We start from the raw sequence: 14,117 nt of genomic DNA, 5'->3' as shown, positions 1-14,117 counted from the left end.
CTGGGTGAGCGGCTGTGGGGGGAGACGTGGAGCAGATCGACCAGGGCCAGCTCTTGGCCAGCATCGCCGCGACCTCACACGACTGCATCCTGTCGGTGGACGTCGACGGCACCATCCTGTGGGCCAGTCCGGCCACCGTGGAGGTCCTGGGCTGGCGCCCGGAGGACCTCGCCGGCAGTGAGCTCTCCGTCGTCACCCCCCGGCAGGGCGGTGACGTGCACGCCGCCCACCTCCAGCGACTGCTCGAGGGCGAACGGGTGGCGCCGTTCCTCGACGTCGTCGTGCGCCGCGACGGCAGCATGTTCAAGGCGTCGGTCGCCCTCGGCCCGGTGCGCGACGGGGACGGCGCGATCATCGGCGTCACCGCCATCCTCCGCGACGTCACCGCCGAGCTGAGCGATCAGCACGAGCTGATCCGGACGCTGGAGGCCGCACGGGCCAACGTCGAGCAGACCCCGAGCCCGGGGGCCGGTTTCTACGAGGCGCTCGGTCGCCGCACCTGGGACACCGCCCTCGTGCTCGACGCCGATCTCGGGGTCGTCTACGTCGCGCCGTCGGTGGTCAAGCTGCTCGGCTACGAGCCGGCCGAAGCCGTGCGCGTCGCGAGCTGGGAGCACGTGCACCCGGCCGACGCACCGCGGGTCGCGGATGCCCTGGAGCGGGTGCTGGCCCAGCCGTGGCGCACCGAGCGGTTCGTGCTGCGCCTGCGTCATCACGACGGCCGGTGGTGCTGGCTGGAGGAGACGATCACCAACTGCCTCGAGGACCCCGACATCCGGGGCCTGGTCGCCCACCTGCGCGACATCAGCGAGCAGGTCAGGACCGAGGAGGCGCTGCAGCTCTCCGAGGCGCTGCACCGGGCGCTGGTGGAGACCGCTCAGGAGGGCATCCTGGCGATGGCTCCCGACGGCACGACCTCGTTCGCCAACGAGCGCATGGCCCAGATCCTCGGCATCCCGCTCGCCTCCCTGTACGGCGCGGAGACGCTCGCCCTGCTCGGCCTGACCCGGTGGGAGTCAGACACCGGCCGCTTCGAGACGGCGTACACGCACCCCGACGGGCGCGACCGCATCCTCGAAGTGAACCGCTGCCCGCTGACCAGCACGACCCCGGAGCCGCTCGGGTCGCTGGTGACGGTGTCCGACGTGACCGAGGCCCGCCTCGTCGAGCTCACGCTGCGGCGCCAGGCGCTGCACGACTCGCTGACCGGGCTGCCCAACCGCTACCTCTTCCTGGACCGCCTCGAGACGGCCGCCGCGCGCCACGTGCGCACGCGGGGCCGCGGCACCGCGGTGCTGTACCTCGACCTCGACCACTTCAAGCCCATCAACGACGGGCACGGGCACCAGGTCGGCGACGAGCTGCTCCAGGAGGTCGCGGGGCGGCTGGCGGCGGCGGTCCGCGCCACGGACACCGTCGGCCGGCTCGGAGGCGACGAGTTCGCCATCGTCTGCGAGGACACCGACGAGCAGGGCGCCGTGCTGATCGCCGCCAAGATCCTCGGCGAGCTCCGGCGGCCGATCGCGCAGGGCAGCGGGGAGCACCACATCGGCGTCAGCATCGGGATCGCGGTCTCACCGCCCCACGACTTCGAGGACCTCGTACGCCGTGCCGACGGCGCGATGTACCGCGCCAAGAACCTCGGCGGCGGCCGGATCGCGGTGGCCCGGCCCGAGGACGTCCCCGGGCCCGAGGATCACGCGCTGACGTCGTAGGTCCGGCTCAGGGCTCCGGACCGGTGCGCCTCGGCCGGGTGGACGGCCGGGCTCCAGAGCCAGCCCTGGGCCGCGTCGCAACCGAGCCCCCGCAGCAGCTCCGCGTCGGCCGCCTTCTCGACGCCCTCGGCCACGACGGTGACGCCGACCGCCCGGGCCAGCTCGATGATCGAGGCCGCGATGGCCCGCGCGCTCGCGTCGTCGGTGAGCTCGGCGACGAAGCTGCGGTCGATCTTGAGCACCGTCAGGGGCAGGTCGCGCAGGTAGGCCAGCGAGCTGTGGCCGGTGCCGAAGTCGTCGACCGCCACCCCGAAGCCGCGCTGGCGCAGCCGGGTGAGCAGGGCGACGGCGTACGTCGCGTCGGTCATGATCGCGCTCTCGGTGACCTCGATCAGGACGTCGGCGGGGGTCAGCCCGGCGGCCTCGACGTTCCAGGTGATCCAGTCCTCGAGGCCGGGGTCGCTCAGGGTCCGGGCCGAGACGTTGACCGCGACGTAGGCGTCCGCTGGCATGGCCGCGGCCCGGCGCAGGGCCGTGGTGTCGTGGGCTGCGAGGCGCAGCGCCCAGCGGTCGAGGCGGGCCGCGAGGCCCACGTCCTCGGCGACCGCCACGAAGCGGTCCGGCGGCACCGGCCCGTGCAGCCGGTGCGTCCACCTGGCCAGCGCCTCCGCGCCGAGCACCTGGCCGGTCGCGAGGTCGATCACCGGCTGGTAGTGCAGCTCGAGCTCGTTGGCGAGCAGCGCCCGGCGCAGGTCGCTGCCGAGCTCGAAGCGCTCCTCCGCCTGGGCTGCGAGGGCGGCGTCGAAGACCCGGATGCGGCTCCGGCCGGCGACCTTCGCGGCGTACATGGCGGTGTCGGCGTGGCTCAGCAGTGCGTCCGCAGACTCCGAGGACGAGAGGGCGACGCCGATCGAGGCCGAGAGCATGGCCTCGCCGCCGGCCACCTGGAAGGGCTGGTCGAGCGACTGCAGCAGGTCGAGGGCCACCGCGCGGGCGTCGTGCTCGTCGACGTCCTCGCAGACGACGAGGAACTCGTCACCGCCGAAGCGGGCCACGGTGTCGGCCGCCCGGGCGCTGGACCGCAGCCTTGCCGCGACCCCGATCAGCAGCTCGTCCCCGGCGGCGTGCCCGCGGGCGTCGTTGATGATCTTGAAGCGGTCGAGGTCGACGAACATGACCGCCGTGCCCCGGGTCTGCAGCGTCAGGGCGTGCTGGAGCCGGTCCAGCAGCAGGGCCCGGTTGGGCAGGCCGGTGAGGGTGTCGTGGAGAGCCGCTCGGCGCAGCTCGTCCTCGAGCCGCCGCGCGTCGGTGATGTCGGAGACCATCGCCAGCGACCCGTCGATCGCGCCGTCGGCGTCGTCGAGGGGCGACTCCGACACCGACAGGATCCGCTCCCGGCCGTCGGGGTGGTCGTAGGTCACCTCGTAGCGCTCCGAGGTGCCGGGGCCACCGGTGCCGGTCCGGGTCCGGGTGACCCGCCGCTGGCCGGAGTGGAGCACGTCGATCAGCGAGCGGCCCAGGACCTGTCCCTCGGTCAGGCCGAGGATCTCGACCATCCGGGAGTTGACGTAGACGCTGCGGCCGTCGGGGGCGGTGACCCAGAGCCCCTCCTCGGCGTTGTCCGCGATGGCCCGGTAGCGGGACTCCGAGGCGCGCAGGGCGGCCTCGGCGCGGACCCGGTCGGTGATGTCGCGGAGGTTGCACACGATGCCGCCGACGGCGGTGTCGAGCAGGTTGCTCGCGGTCTCCTCCATCCAGTGCCAGACACCCGCGGCGTCGCGCACCCGGAGCGTGATCGTCTCCGCACCACCGTGGGCGACGACCCGGGCGAACATCGCCAGCGTCTCGGGGACGTCGTCCTCGTGGACGAAGTCGGCGCCGGGGGAGTAGATGACGTCCTCGGTCGCATAGCCGAGCATGCCGGTCAGCGCCGGCGAGGCGTAGAGCAGCCGCCCCTCGGCGTCGGTCACGATCGCCAGGTCGGAGGCCCGCTGTGCCAGGGCGAGGAAGAAGTCCTCCTGCTGCTGGCGGCGCCGCTCGAGGCCGCGCAGGCTGCTCAGGTCCTGGACGAACGCCGCTGCCCCCAGCGGCCGGCCGTCCTCGTCACGCAGCAGGGCAGCGTCGACGAGCACGGGCACCGGCCTGCCGGCCGGGCCGCACAGGATGCGCTCGGTCTGGAGGCTGTCGATCTCGCCGCGCAGCAGGGCGGCGAGGTGGGCGTCGGCATCGCCGCTGTCGGACCGGTGGTTCAGGCTCCGGACCGGCATCCCGACCAGCTCGGAGCCGGGACGGTCGACGAGCCGGCAGTACGCGTCGTTCACCTCGGTGAGCACGCCGTCGAGGTCGCAGAACGACTGCGGCATCGACGTCTGGTCGAAGCGCCTGCGGAAGCGGGTGGGGTCGGTCTCGAGCGGGCGCGCGTCGTCGGTCCCGAGCCCCGCCTCGTCCGGCGTCATGGCGTGCCTCCTTCACCGGTGCTCCGAGCGGCTCCGGCGAGTGCTCGGACTCTACCCGCGGGGAGCCGCGACCATGCCCGGAACGCGCATATCTCGGCGCGGGTCACCCGCGGGCTGTCACAGTGGTGGTCACCATGAGCGGGGAGAGGGAGCGCATGTCCGACGGCGTGGGGGGCGACGCCGTCGCGCTGGCAGCTGCCCGGGCGCTGCTGCGCGTGGACACCCGTGCGGAGGCGGCCGCCGTGCTGCACGCCGCGGTCCGCGACCTCGGCGGCCGGGTCGTCGAGGCCGACTCGGGTGGTGTCACCGCACTGCCGACCGACGTCTCGCTGGGCGTCGGCGAGCCCTGCGTGGTGCAGCCGGCCGACCCGTCCGAGGCGACCCTGCTGCGGCTGCGCCGCCAGCTCCCGCCCCTGCTGGACGACGCCCAGGCGGCCGCCACCCGGTGCGACCGTTACCTGCGGCAGGCGACCCGGGCCCGGACCGACGCCCTCACGGGCCTCGCGGGCCGGGGTGAGATCGACTCGCGGCTGGACCAGGCGACCTCCGACGACGTCGTGTGCCTGATGGACCTCGACGGCTTCAAGGCCGTCAACGACACGCGCGGGCACGCCGCCGGCGACCTGGCGCTGCGTCGTTTCGGCGAGCTGCTGCGGGCGAGTGTCCGCGACGTCGACTTCGTCGGGAGGTACGGCGGGGACGAGTTCCTGCTGGTCTTCGCCGGCACCCCGCTCGCGATCGCGGAGCAGCGGATGGGCGAGCTCGTGCAGACCTGGGCGACCGACGGCCCCGGGGTGGGCGTCTCGATCGGGGTGGCGCAGGTGGACCACCGCGGCTCGGTCGCCGCCACGGCCGCCGCGGACCGGGCGCTCTACCGGGCCAAGCGGGCCGGGGGAGGCGGGGTGCGCGTGGCCACGCCGGACGACTACGAGGCGCCGCAGTCCTGAACCGACCCGACCCGGTCGAGCGGCAGCGCCCGGCTCCACAGGTGGCCCTGCGCGCTGGCGCAGCCGAGCCGCCGGAGCAGCGCCAGCTGGCTCTCGGTCTCGACGCCCTCGGCCACCGTCTCGAGGCCGAGCCGACGGGCCAGGTCGATGATCGACTCGGTGATGAGGAGGTCCTCCCCGTCGGTGACGATGTCGGCGATGAACGAGCGGTCGATCTTGACCTGCGTGACCGGGAGCTCGCGCAGGAAGCTCAGCGAGGAGTAGCCGGTCCCGAAGTCGTCCAGCGCCACCCCGGCGCCCAGGGCCCGCAGCCCCTCCAGCGACCGGCGGGCCGTCGCGACGTCCTGCATCAGCGCCGTCTCGGTGATCTCGAGGACCAGGGCGTGCGCGGGCAGGCCCTCGGTGAGCAGCACGTCGTGCACCGTGCCGACCAGGTCCGGGTCGGCCAGCGTCCGCGCCGAGAGGTTGACCGAGACTCGTGCGTCCCGGGGGATCCGGCCCTCGGCGCGAGCGGCGGTGGTGTCGCGGCAGGCGCGGGTCAGCACCCAGCGGTCCAGCTCCGGGACGAAGCCGGCGTGCTCGGCCACCGGCACGAACACGCCCGGCGGGACGTCGCCACGCGCCGGGTGGTGCCAGCGGGCGAGCGCCTCGAAACCGGTCAGTCGGCTTCCGGCGACGTCGACGATCGGCTGGTAGTGCACGTCGAGCAGGCCCCGGGCGAGCGCCTCGCGCAGGTCGTCGGCCAGGGAGAGCCGGTCGCGCGAAAGCTCGGTCTCGAGCTCGCGCCGGTCGCTGATGTGGCGGGCGACGACCGAGGCGCCCGTGAGGGCGCCGGCGCCGTCGTGGACCGGGCAGACCGTGATCGAGACGTCGACCGTCCGCCCGTCCTTGGCCCGGCGCACCGTCTCGAGCCCCCGTACGGACTCACCACGGACCAGCACGGCCACGATGGGGGCGTACTCGTCGCGGCCGGGCGGGTGCAGGATGCTCACGTGCCGTCCGCTGACCTCCTCGGCGGTGTAGCCGTAGAGCTGCTGGGCCCCCCGGTTCCACGACGTGATCAGGCCGCCGCTGTCGGTGGAGAAGACCGCGTCGGGGGTCGCGTCGACGATGGCGGAGAGCAGCCGGGCCGACTCCTCGACCCGCCGCAGCTCACCGGCGAGCCGGAAGTGCCGGAGGGTGCGCAGCACGGCGCGGCGTGCGTTGGCCGACGCGAGGTTCCCGTGCACCAGGACGTCGTCGGCCAGGGCCAGGCCGGGGTGCTCGAGGTCGTGGTGCTCGGCGAGCGCCAGCAGGGCGGCGTCGGGCGCGTGGTCTCGCAGCTGGTCCCAGGTCTTCTCGGCGTCCGCCCCCGGGAGGTCGAGGTCGACGACGACGCAGTCGAAGGCGCGCGTGGTCAGCACGTCGAGCGCCGAGCGCAGGCTCGGCGCTCGTTGCAGCGTCCACGAGCCGGGCGACTCGTCGGACGCCTCGGTCAGCGCGCTGATCTTCCCGAGACCGGCGTCCACCAGCAGCACTGATGTCGGCACGGCGGAAGAGCGCTGAACGGCGCCGTTCAGCAAGATCCCTCCACCCTCCAAGTGTGGGGCACAGTCTGCCGGGTCGTCCGGGGCCGTGTGCGGGTTTTGGGTGAGTTGGTCGCCCGGCGCGTCTACCGTCACAGAGCAAGGGACGCGTGGACCCGGCCGTGTCGGGTAACGGACACGGTGGGGCCACCAACGTCGAGAGGAGCCGCATGCCACCGGAGGTCATCGCCGGCCGCTACCGCGTCGAGCGCGAAGTCGGGCGCGGCGGGATGGGGAGCGTCTGGCTGTGCCGCGACGAGCTCCTCGGCCGCGTCGTGGCGGTCAAGCGGGTCGGTGCCCTGCCGGGCGAGTCGACCCCCGACCTGGCCCGGGCGATGCGCGAGGCGCGGTCCTCGGCCGCCCTCAACCACCCCCACGTCGTGGCGGTCTACGACGCGGTCGAGGAAGACGGCCATCTCTGGCTGGTGATGGAGTACGTCCCCGGTCGCACCCTCGCGGAGATCATGGCTGCGGAGGGCCCGCTGGCCCCCGAGCGCGTGGCGTGGATCGGTGCCCAGGTGGCCGACGGGCTCGCGGCCGCCCACCGCCGCGGAACCGTGCACCGCGACGTCAAGCCGGCCAACATCCTGGTCACCGACGACGACCACGCCAAGATCTCCGACTTCGGCATCGCCCACACCCGTGGCGACGCCCAGCTGACCGCCTCGGGGCTCGTCTCGGGGACCCCGGCGTACCTCTCCCCGGAGGTGGTCCGCGGTGACGAGGCGACGCCGGCCGCCGACGTCTGGGGGCTCGGGGCGACGCTCTACAGCGCCGTCGAGGGCAACCCGCCGTACCCTCCGCAGGCCAACACCCTGGCGACCCTCACGATGATCGCGTCCCAGCGACCGCCCGCACCCGTGCGCGCCGGCATCCTGGCCGAGCCGCTCGGTCGGATGCTGGACCCGGATCCGGAGTCGCGCTGGAGCATGGCCGATGCGGAGCACGCGTTGCGACGCCTGCACCAGCGGCACGCCGAGGTGGGCACCCGCGAGGAGACCCGGACCCCGACGCGCCCGGCCGTGGCGACCCCGGCGCCGGGACCGTCCCGGGGGCGGCGCAGGCGGCCGCTGCTCGTGGCCCTCGTCGTGGCGCTGCTCGTGCTCGTCGCCGGCGTCGGCTACCTGTGGTGGAGCTCCACGGCCGACCAGCCGTCCGCGAGCCCCGGGCCGTCGTCGCACGGCACGCCGAGCAGGAGTCCGCGGTCGACCCCCTCGTCGGGCTCGCCGACGCCGACACCCTCGTCGACGCCGACGACGTCGTCGCCGTCGACCGGGGTCCAGACCCCCGTGAACGGCGGTCCGGCGGGGTTCGTGAGCGGCTACTACTCGCTGCTGCCCGCCAACACCCCGCGGGCGTGGTCGATGCTGTCCAGCGACTACCAGAGGCAGGTCGGCGGCTACGACAAGTACAAGGGCTTCTGGGACACCATCCGGGCGGTCCGCGTGACCGGGACCAGCCCGGCCGGCCCGCACGCGGTGGACGTGTCCCTGACCTACACCAGGAGCGACGGGAGCACGGCCAGCGAGGTGCGTCGCCTCTTCCTCGAGGGCACCGGGGGTGACTACCTCGTCACCGGCGACCAGGTCGTCGGCTGATCACCCTGCCGGTCGGACCGTGGCCGCGACCTCCAGCACGAAGCGGTCCCAGGGACGGCGCGGATCCCGGCCGGTGAGGTGCACCAGGCGCCGGAGCCGGTGGCGCATCGTCTGCGGGTGCACGTCGAGCAGCTCCGCCGCCGCCGTCGCCGAGCCGGAGGCCTGGAAGGCCTCGAGCCCGGCGAGGAGGTGGGCCTGGTCCCGCACGCGGCTCAGCACCAGCGTGGCCAGGCGCACCGGGTCGGCGTCGCGGTGGGCGGCGAGCAGCGCCACCACCTGCGCGTCGGCCTCGTCGAGGACCGCCCGGTCGGCGAAGGCGCGGCCGGGGGCTGTCGTGGCCGCCAGCTCGGCGAGGCGGTGCGCGCGGGGGACGTCGCCGGGGTCGGTGGCCTCGACCAGGCAGCCCGGTCCGGCCCCGGTGGACCCGGCAGGGGCCAGCACCGCGACGGTCGTGCCGTCCCGCTCGCGGGCGAGGACGGCCTCCTCCGGCGCCACCGCCGCCGCGGTGACGAGCACTCGCGGCCGGGCCGGCAGGGTGACGTCGAGCTCGCGGCAGCGGTCCTGCAGCGCGGTGCGGGTCGCCTGGCGCCCGCTGAGCAGGTCGTCGAGCAGGTCGCCCAGCGCGCGCTCACGGTCCCCGCTGACCCGCTCGGTGGCCGCCGAGTGACCGGCGTACAGCGCCTCGGACAGGGTGTCGATGCTGGCCATCCACAGCCGCGCCAGCGCGAGCGCGTCGTCCACCGTGAGCCGGTCACCGCCGAGCTCGGCCACGAGGTCGGTGATGCGGGTGCCGGCGACCCGGTAGGCGCGCAGGATGACCGGCAGCGGCCGGCCGTCGAGCGCCCGGGCGGCGCCGATGCCCCGGAACCGCTGCACGTCGGCCGGGGCCAGCTCGCCGCCCTCGACCCAGAGCTCGAGGATGCGGGAGGTGGCCCACGCCGCGATCGCGGAGACCTCCTCGACCTGCGCCGGCGAGAGGGTGCGGTAGGCCGGGATCTGCTCGCGGATCGTGGCCACCACGTCGGGCACCACCCGGTCGAGGTCGTCCCGGACCAGCTGGTGGACCCGCTGCCGTTCGCGCATCCGGACATTGTCATCACCTGACAACCCCGGCGCTACCAGGGTGAGCGAATGTCTTGACCGGGACACGGCCCGGTCAAGACGATGCCGACATGGAGCCGCACACCCCTGGGGACACCGATGTCATCGTCGTGGGCGCCGGCCTGGCCGGCCTGACCGCCGCCGCCGAGGTCGCCGACGCCGGGCGGCGGGCGGTGCTCGTCGACCAGGAGGGCGAGCAGTCCCTCGGTGGCCAGGCGTTCTGGAGCCTGGGCGGACTCTTCCTCGTCAACAGCCCCGAGCAGCGTCGGATGGACATCAAGGACTCCCACGAGCTCGCCCTCCAGGACTGGATGGGCAGCGCGCAGTTCGACCGCGAGGAGGACCACTGGCCGCGGCAGTGGGCCGAGGCGTACGTCGACTTCGCGGGGGCGAGAAGCGCTCCTGGCTGCGGGCGATGGGGCACCGGGTGTTCCCGGTCGTCGGCTGGGCCGAGCGGGGCGACGGCCGCGCCGAGGGGCACGGCAACTCGGTGCCGCGCTTCCACATCACGTGGGGGACCGGCCCGGGAGTCGTGGCGCCGTTCGAGCGTCGGGTGCGCGAGCACGTGGACGCCGGCCGGATCCGGTTCGCCTTCCGCCACCGGGTCGACGAGCTCGTCCTCGAGGGCGGCGCGGTCGTCGGCGTGCGCGGGGCGACCCTGGAGCCGAGCGGCGTCGACCGGGGCCGGCCGAGCAGCCGCGTCGAGACCGGCGACTTCGAGCTCCGCGGCCAGGCCGTGATCGTCACCAGCGGCGGGATCGGCGGCAACCACGACCTGGTCCGCAGGTCCTGGCCCGAGCGGCTCGGCACCCCGCCGGCCACCATGGTCTCCGGCGTGCCCGCCCACGTGGACGGGCGGATGCTCGGCATCAGCGAGGCCGCCGGGGCACGGATCATCAACCCGGACCGGATGTGGCACTACGTCGAGGGCCTGCGCAACTGGGACCCGATCTGGGACAACCACGGGATCCGGATCCTGCCCGGTCCGTCCTCGCTGTGGCTGGACGCGACCGGCAAGCGCCTGCCCGCGCCGTACTTCCCGGGCTTCGACACCCTCGGCACCCTGCGGCACCTGCGTACGACGGGCCACGACTACTCGTGGTTCGTGCTCACCCAGAAGATCATCGAGAAGGAGTTCGCGCTGTCGGGCTCCGAGCAGAACCCCGACCTGACCGGCAAGGACGTCAAGCTGCTGCTCTCGCGGGTGAAGGCGGGCGCGCCGGGGCCGGTCGAGGCGTTCAAGCGGCACGGTGCCGACTTCGTCGTGGCCGACACCCTGGCCGAGCTGGTCGCGGGGATGAACCGCGTGGGGGAGCCCGGCCTGATCGAGGAGGCCCCGCTGCGGCGGCTGATCGAGCAGCGGGACCGGGAGCTGGACAACACCTACTCCAAGGACGCCCAGGTCACCGCGATCCGCGGTGCCCGCAACTACCGCGGGGACAAGCTGATCCGGGTCGCCACCCCGCACCGGCTGCTCGACCCCAAGGCCGGACCGCTGATCGCCGTGCGCCTCAACATCCTGACCCGCAAGACCCTCGGTGGCCTGGAGACCGACCTGTCCGGGCGCTGCCTGACGGCGGGCGGCGACCCCCTTCCCGGCCTGTACGCCGCCGGCGAGGTCAACGGCTTCGGCGGCGGGGGGATGCACGGCTACAACGCGCTCGAGGGCACGTTCCTCGGCGGCTGCCTCTTCTCGGGGCGTACGGCGGGACGGGCTGCGGCCGCGGCCTGCCTGTGAGGTGGGCTCGCGCGCTCAGTGCGCGTGGGCCAGGTTCAGCCCGATCACGCCGAGCACGATCAGGGCCAGGGACGACGCCTTGAGCCAGCCCATCGACTCGCCGAGGAAGAAGTAGCCGACTGCCGCCACGACCGCGGTGCCCACGCCGGCCCACACGGCGTACGCGACCGAGACGGGCAGGGTGCGGACCACGACCGCGAGCAGCCAGATCGACGCGGCGTAGCCGGCCAGGACGAGCGCGCTCCAGCCGAGCTGGGTGAACCCCTGCGCCCTGGGGAGCAGGGCGGTCGCACCCACCTCGATCCCGATCGCCGTCATCAGCAACATCACTGCGCCGTACATCTCGAACACGCCCTCACGTCGGTCATGTAGCACTCGCTACACCTGCGCAAATGTAGCACTCGCTACGCTTGATCCGTGAACCGTCGTGAGGAGCTGCTGGACCAGGTCACCGACCACGTGCTGGAGCACGGGCTGATCGGTCTGACCCTGCGTCCGGTGGCGGCCGCGATCGGCACCAGCGACCGGATGCTCATCTACCACTTCGACAGCCGCGACGCGCTGGTCTCCGAGGTGGTCGCCCGGGCGACCGAGCGGGCGATGGCGGTGGTGAAGGGCCTACCCGCCGCGAGGGACGTCCGGGCTGCCGTCAACCAGCTCTGGGCGGCGTACCTGGGCGAGCCGCTCAACGGGTGCCTGGACATCTACTGCCAGGCCGCTGCCACCGGGCTGATCGGCCACGAGCCCTACCTCAGCGACGCTCGCGAGAGCAACCAGCGCTGGGGTGCCACGCTGTGCGACTACTTCATCCGCAGCGGCGCGCCGCCCGCCCGGGTGGACCGCATCGTGACCCTCGTGGACTCGGCGCTCTACGGGTTCCACCTCGACCTCACCACCGACCGGCCCGAGGAGCTCGCGCGCGGGGTCGACGACCTCGCCCGGGCGGCCCAGACCATCGCCGGGGACGACTGATCGTCAGTCACCGGAGACGGTGACCACGATCTTGCCGCGCGCCTGCCCGGCATCGAGGCGGGCGATCGCCCGGGCGGTCTCCTCGAACGGGTACGGCCCGTCGACGACCGAGCGCAGCTGTCCGGCGTCGGCGAGCTCGCCGAGGGTCTCGAGGTCGCGGCCGTTCTCGCGGGCGACGTACATGGCCAGCCGGTGGTGCACGAAGGGGGAGAGGGCGGTGGCGCCGAGCTGCCGGTGCATGCCGCCGGTCCACCGTCCGCCGGACTCGCCGCCGACGAACACCAGGGTCCCGCGGGGGGTGAGCAGCCGCCGGAGCGTCGCGACCGGTCGGTTGCCGGCGATGTCGAGCACCAGGTCCCAGCGGCGCCCGTCCGCCCCGGGCTCGGTCCGCGTGTAGTCGATGACGTCGTCCGCGCCGAGGGACCGGACCAGGTCGGCCTTGGCCCCGCTGCAGACCGCGTCGACGCGGCCGGCGCCCAGGGCTCGCGCCAGCTGGACGGCGTACGTGCCGACCCCTCCGGAGGCGCCGATCACCAGCACGGACTGGCCGGCCTTGATCCGGCCGATGTCGCGCAGCCCCTGCAGGGCGGTCGGTGCCGACACGGGCACGGCGGCCGCCTGCGCGAAGTCCAGGCTGGCCGGCTTCCGGGCGAGCCTGGCCACCGGGACCACGGCGAGCTCGGCCAGGGCTCCGGCCGCGGTGCCGTAGACCTCATCGCCGGGGGCGAACCCCGTGACCCCCTCGCCGACGGCCTCGACGACGCCGGCGAGGGCCCGGCCGGGGACGTGCTTCCGTGGAGCGCGCAGCCCGGTGCCGAGCCGCACCGCCAGGGGCAGCCCGGTCATCAGGTGCCGTGTGCCGAGGTCGATGCTCGCCGCCCGCACCCGGACGAGCACCTCGTCCTTGCCGGGCTCGGGGGCGGGGGTGTCCCGGAGCGTGAGGGTGTCCTCGCCGCCGTACCGGTCCTGCCAGATCGTCTTCATGTCCCCCGCCTCCGGGTCAGGTCATCAGTCCCTCCGGCTCAGTCGCCGAGGGTCGCCACCATCACGGCCTTGATCGTGTGCACCCGGTTCTCGGCCTGGTCGAAGACGATCGAGGCCGGGCCCTCGAACACCTCGTCGGTCACCTCGAGCGCGCCCAGCCCGGTCTTCGCGAAGATCTCCTCGCCGACGGCCGTGTGTCGGTCGTGGAAGGCCGGCAGGCAGTGCATGAACTTCACGGCCGGGTTGCCGGTCAGACCCAGCACCTCGGCGTTGACCTGGTACGGGCGCAGCAGCTCGATGCGCTCGTCCCCCACCGCGGCCGGCTCGCCCATCGACACCCAGACGTCGGTGTAGACGAAGTCGACGCCCTCGACCCCCGACGCGACGTCCTCGGTCTGCACGAACCGCGCGCCGGTGCCCTGCGCGATCGCGGCCGCCTGCTTGGCGACGTCGTCGGTCGGCCACAGCGAGTGCGGCGCGACGATGCGTACGTCCATCCCCATCATCGCGCCGGTGACCAGCAGCGAGTTGCCGACGTTGTTGCGGGCGTCGCCGAGGTAGGCGAAGGAGATCTCCCCGTCGGGCTTGTCGGAGTGCTCCCGCATGGTGAGCATGTCGCAGAGCGTCTGGGTCGGGTGCCACTCGTCGGTCAGCCCGTTCCACACCGGCACCCCGGCGTACGCCGCGAGCGTCTCGACGTTCGTCTGGGCCGAGCCGCGGTACTCGATGGCGTCGTACATCCGCCCCAGCACCCGCGCGGTGTCCTTCATCGACTCCTTGTGCCCGATGTGCGCGCCGGACGGGTCGAGGTAGGTCACGTGCGCGCCCTGGTCGAAGGCCGCCACCTCGAAGGCGCAGCGGGTGCGGGTCGAGGCCTTCTCGAAGATCAGCGCGATGGTCTTGCCGGTCAGCCGGGGCCGCTCCGAGCCGGTGTACTTCGCGCGCTTGAGCTCCTCGGCCAGCCCCAGCAGGAAGGTCCACTCCTGCGGGGTGAAGTCGAGCTCCTTGACGAAGCTGCGGTTGCGCAGGTTGAAGGCCATC

11 protein-coding genes and 1 pseudogene are annotated in these 14,117 nt (G+C 73.7%); 6 read left to right on the top strand and 6 right to left on the bottom strand.

Features of this window, described 5'->3' with window-relative positions:
- Positions 1–26: 26 nt before the first annotated feature.
- Entirely contained in the window at positions 27–1,715 is a 1,689-nt protein-coding gene (locus H0S67_RS17860; protein ID WP_180934130.1) for a sensor domain-containing protein, read from the top strand.
- Here H0S67_RS17860 and H0S67_RS17855 read toward each other — a convergent pair.
- Positions 1,697–4,171 carry a sensor domain-containing protein gene (locus H0S67_RS17855; RefSeq protein ID WP_180934129.1) on the bottom strand — a complete coding sequence of 825 codons (2,475 nt, stop codon included), beginning with the start codon at positions 4,169–4,171 and terminating at the stop codon, positions 1,697–1,699. The genes H0S67_RS17860 and H0S67_RS17855 overlap by 19 nt on opposite strands.
- A gap of 155 nt (positions 4,172–4,326) precedes the next feature.
- On the opposite strand from H0S67_RS17855, the gene H0S67_RS17850 reads away from it, so the two are divergent.
- Entirely contained in the window at positions 4,327–5,118 is a 792-nt protein-coding gene (locus H0S67_RS17850) for a GGDEF domain-containing protein (protein WP_180934128.1), read from the top strand.
- On the opposite strand, the gene H0S67_RS17845 is transcribed toward H0S67_RS17850, so the two are convergent.
- The gene (locus tag H0S67_RS17845) at positions 5,097–6,647 is read right to left on the bottom strand and encodes an EAL domain-containing protein (RefSeq protein WP_180934127.1); all 1,551 of its coding nucleotides are present in this window, start codon (positions 6,645–6,647) and stop codon (positions 5,097–5,099) included. The two genes, H0S67_RS17850 and H0S67_RS17845, sit on opposite strands and share 22 nt — an antisense overlap.
- Positions 6,648–6,853: 206 nt before the next feature.
- Here H0S67_RS17845 and H0S67_RS17840 point away from each other — a divergent pair, with 206 nt between their 5' ends.
- Positions 6,854–8,281 (top strand): serine/threonine-protein kinase, encoded by a 1,428-nt coding sequence (locus H0S67_RS17840; protein WP_180934126.1) that lies wholly within the window; start codon positions 6,854–6,856, stop codon positions 8,279–8,281.
- Here H0S67_RS17840 and H0S67_RS17835 read toward each other — a convergent pair whose 3' ends face one another.
- A complete protein-coding gene (locus tag H0S67_RS17835; protein WP_180934125.1) occupies positions 8,282–9,364 on the bottom strand; it encodes an RsbRD N-terminal domain-containing protein in 1,083 nt (360 codons plus the stop codon).
- A gap of 89 nt (positions 9,365–9,453) precedes the next feature.
- Here H0S67_RS17835 and H0S67_RS26890 point away from each other — a divergent pair.
- Both H0S67_RS26890 and H0S67_RS17830 read left to right on the top strand, forming a co-directional pair.
- Positions 9,454–9,585, top strand: a pseudogene (locus H0S67_RS26890) (FAD-binding protein); the annotation flags it as partial.
- Between the two features lie 212 nt (positions 9,586–9,797).
- A complete protein-coding gene (locus H0S67_RS17830) occupies positions 9,798–11,120 on the top strand; it encodes an FAD-binding dehydrogenase (RefSeq protein WP_246354853.1) in 1,323 nt (440 codons plus the stop codon).
- A 15-nt stretch (positions 11,121–11,135) separates the two neighbouring features.
- Here the strand turns inward: H0S67_RS17830 and H0S67_RS17825 are convergent, their stop codons facing one another.
- Entirely contained in the window at positions 11,136–11,462 is a 327-nt protein-coding gene (locus H0S67_RS17825; protein ID WP_180936992.1) for a DMT family transporter, read from the bottom strand.
- Positions 11,463–11,537: 75 nt separating this feature from the next.
- Here H0S67_RS17825 and H0S67_RS17820 point away from each other — a divergent pair, with 75 nt between their 5' ends.
- Entirely contained in the window at positions 11,538–12,092 is a 555-nt protein-coding gene (locus H0S67_RS17820) for a TetR/AcrR family transcriptional regulator (protein ID WP_180934124.1), read from the top strand.
- Between the two features lie 3 nt (positions 12,093–12,095).
- Here H0S67_RS17820 and H0S67_RS17815 read toward each other — a convergent pair whose 3' ends face one another.
- Both H0S67_RS17815 and argF read right to left on the bottom strand, forming a co-directional pair.
- On the bottom strand, positions 12,096–13,076 hold the full coding sequence (locus H0S67_RS17815) for an NAD(P)-dependent alcohol dehydrogenase (protein ID WP_180934123.1): 981 nt from the start codon (positions 13,074–13,076) through the stop codon (positions 12,096–12,098).
- A 38-nt stretch (positions 13,077–13,114) separates the two neighbouring features.
- Positions 13,115–14,116 (bottom strand): ornithine carbamoyltransferase, encoded by a 1,002-nt coding sequence (argF, locus tag H0S67_RS17810; protein WP_180934122.1) that lies wholly within the window; start codon positions 14,114–14,116, stop codon positions 13,115–13,117.
- Position 14,117: the final 1 nt, after the last annotated feature.

Origin of the sequence: Nocardioides ungokensis, from assembly GCF_013466985.1 — a bacterium.
GTDB lineage: Bacteria > Actinomycetota > Actinomycetes > Propionibacteriales > Nocardioidaceae > Nocardioides > Nocardioides ungokensis.
The sequence above is the reverse complement of the archived record's forward strand: the minus strand, read 5'-3'. Positions and strand labels throughout refer to the sequence as shown.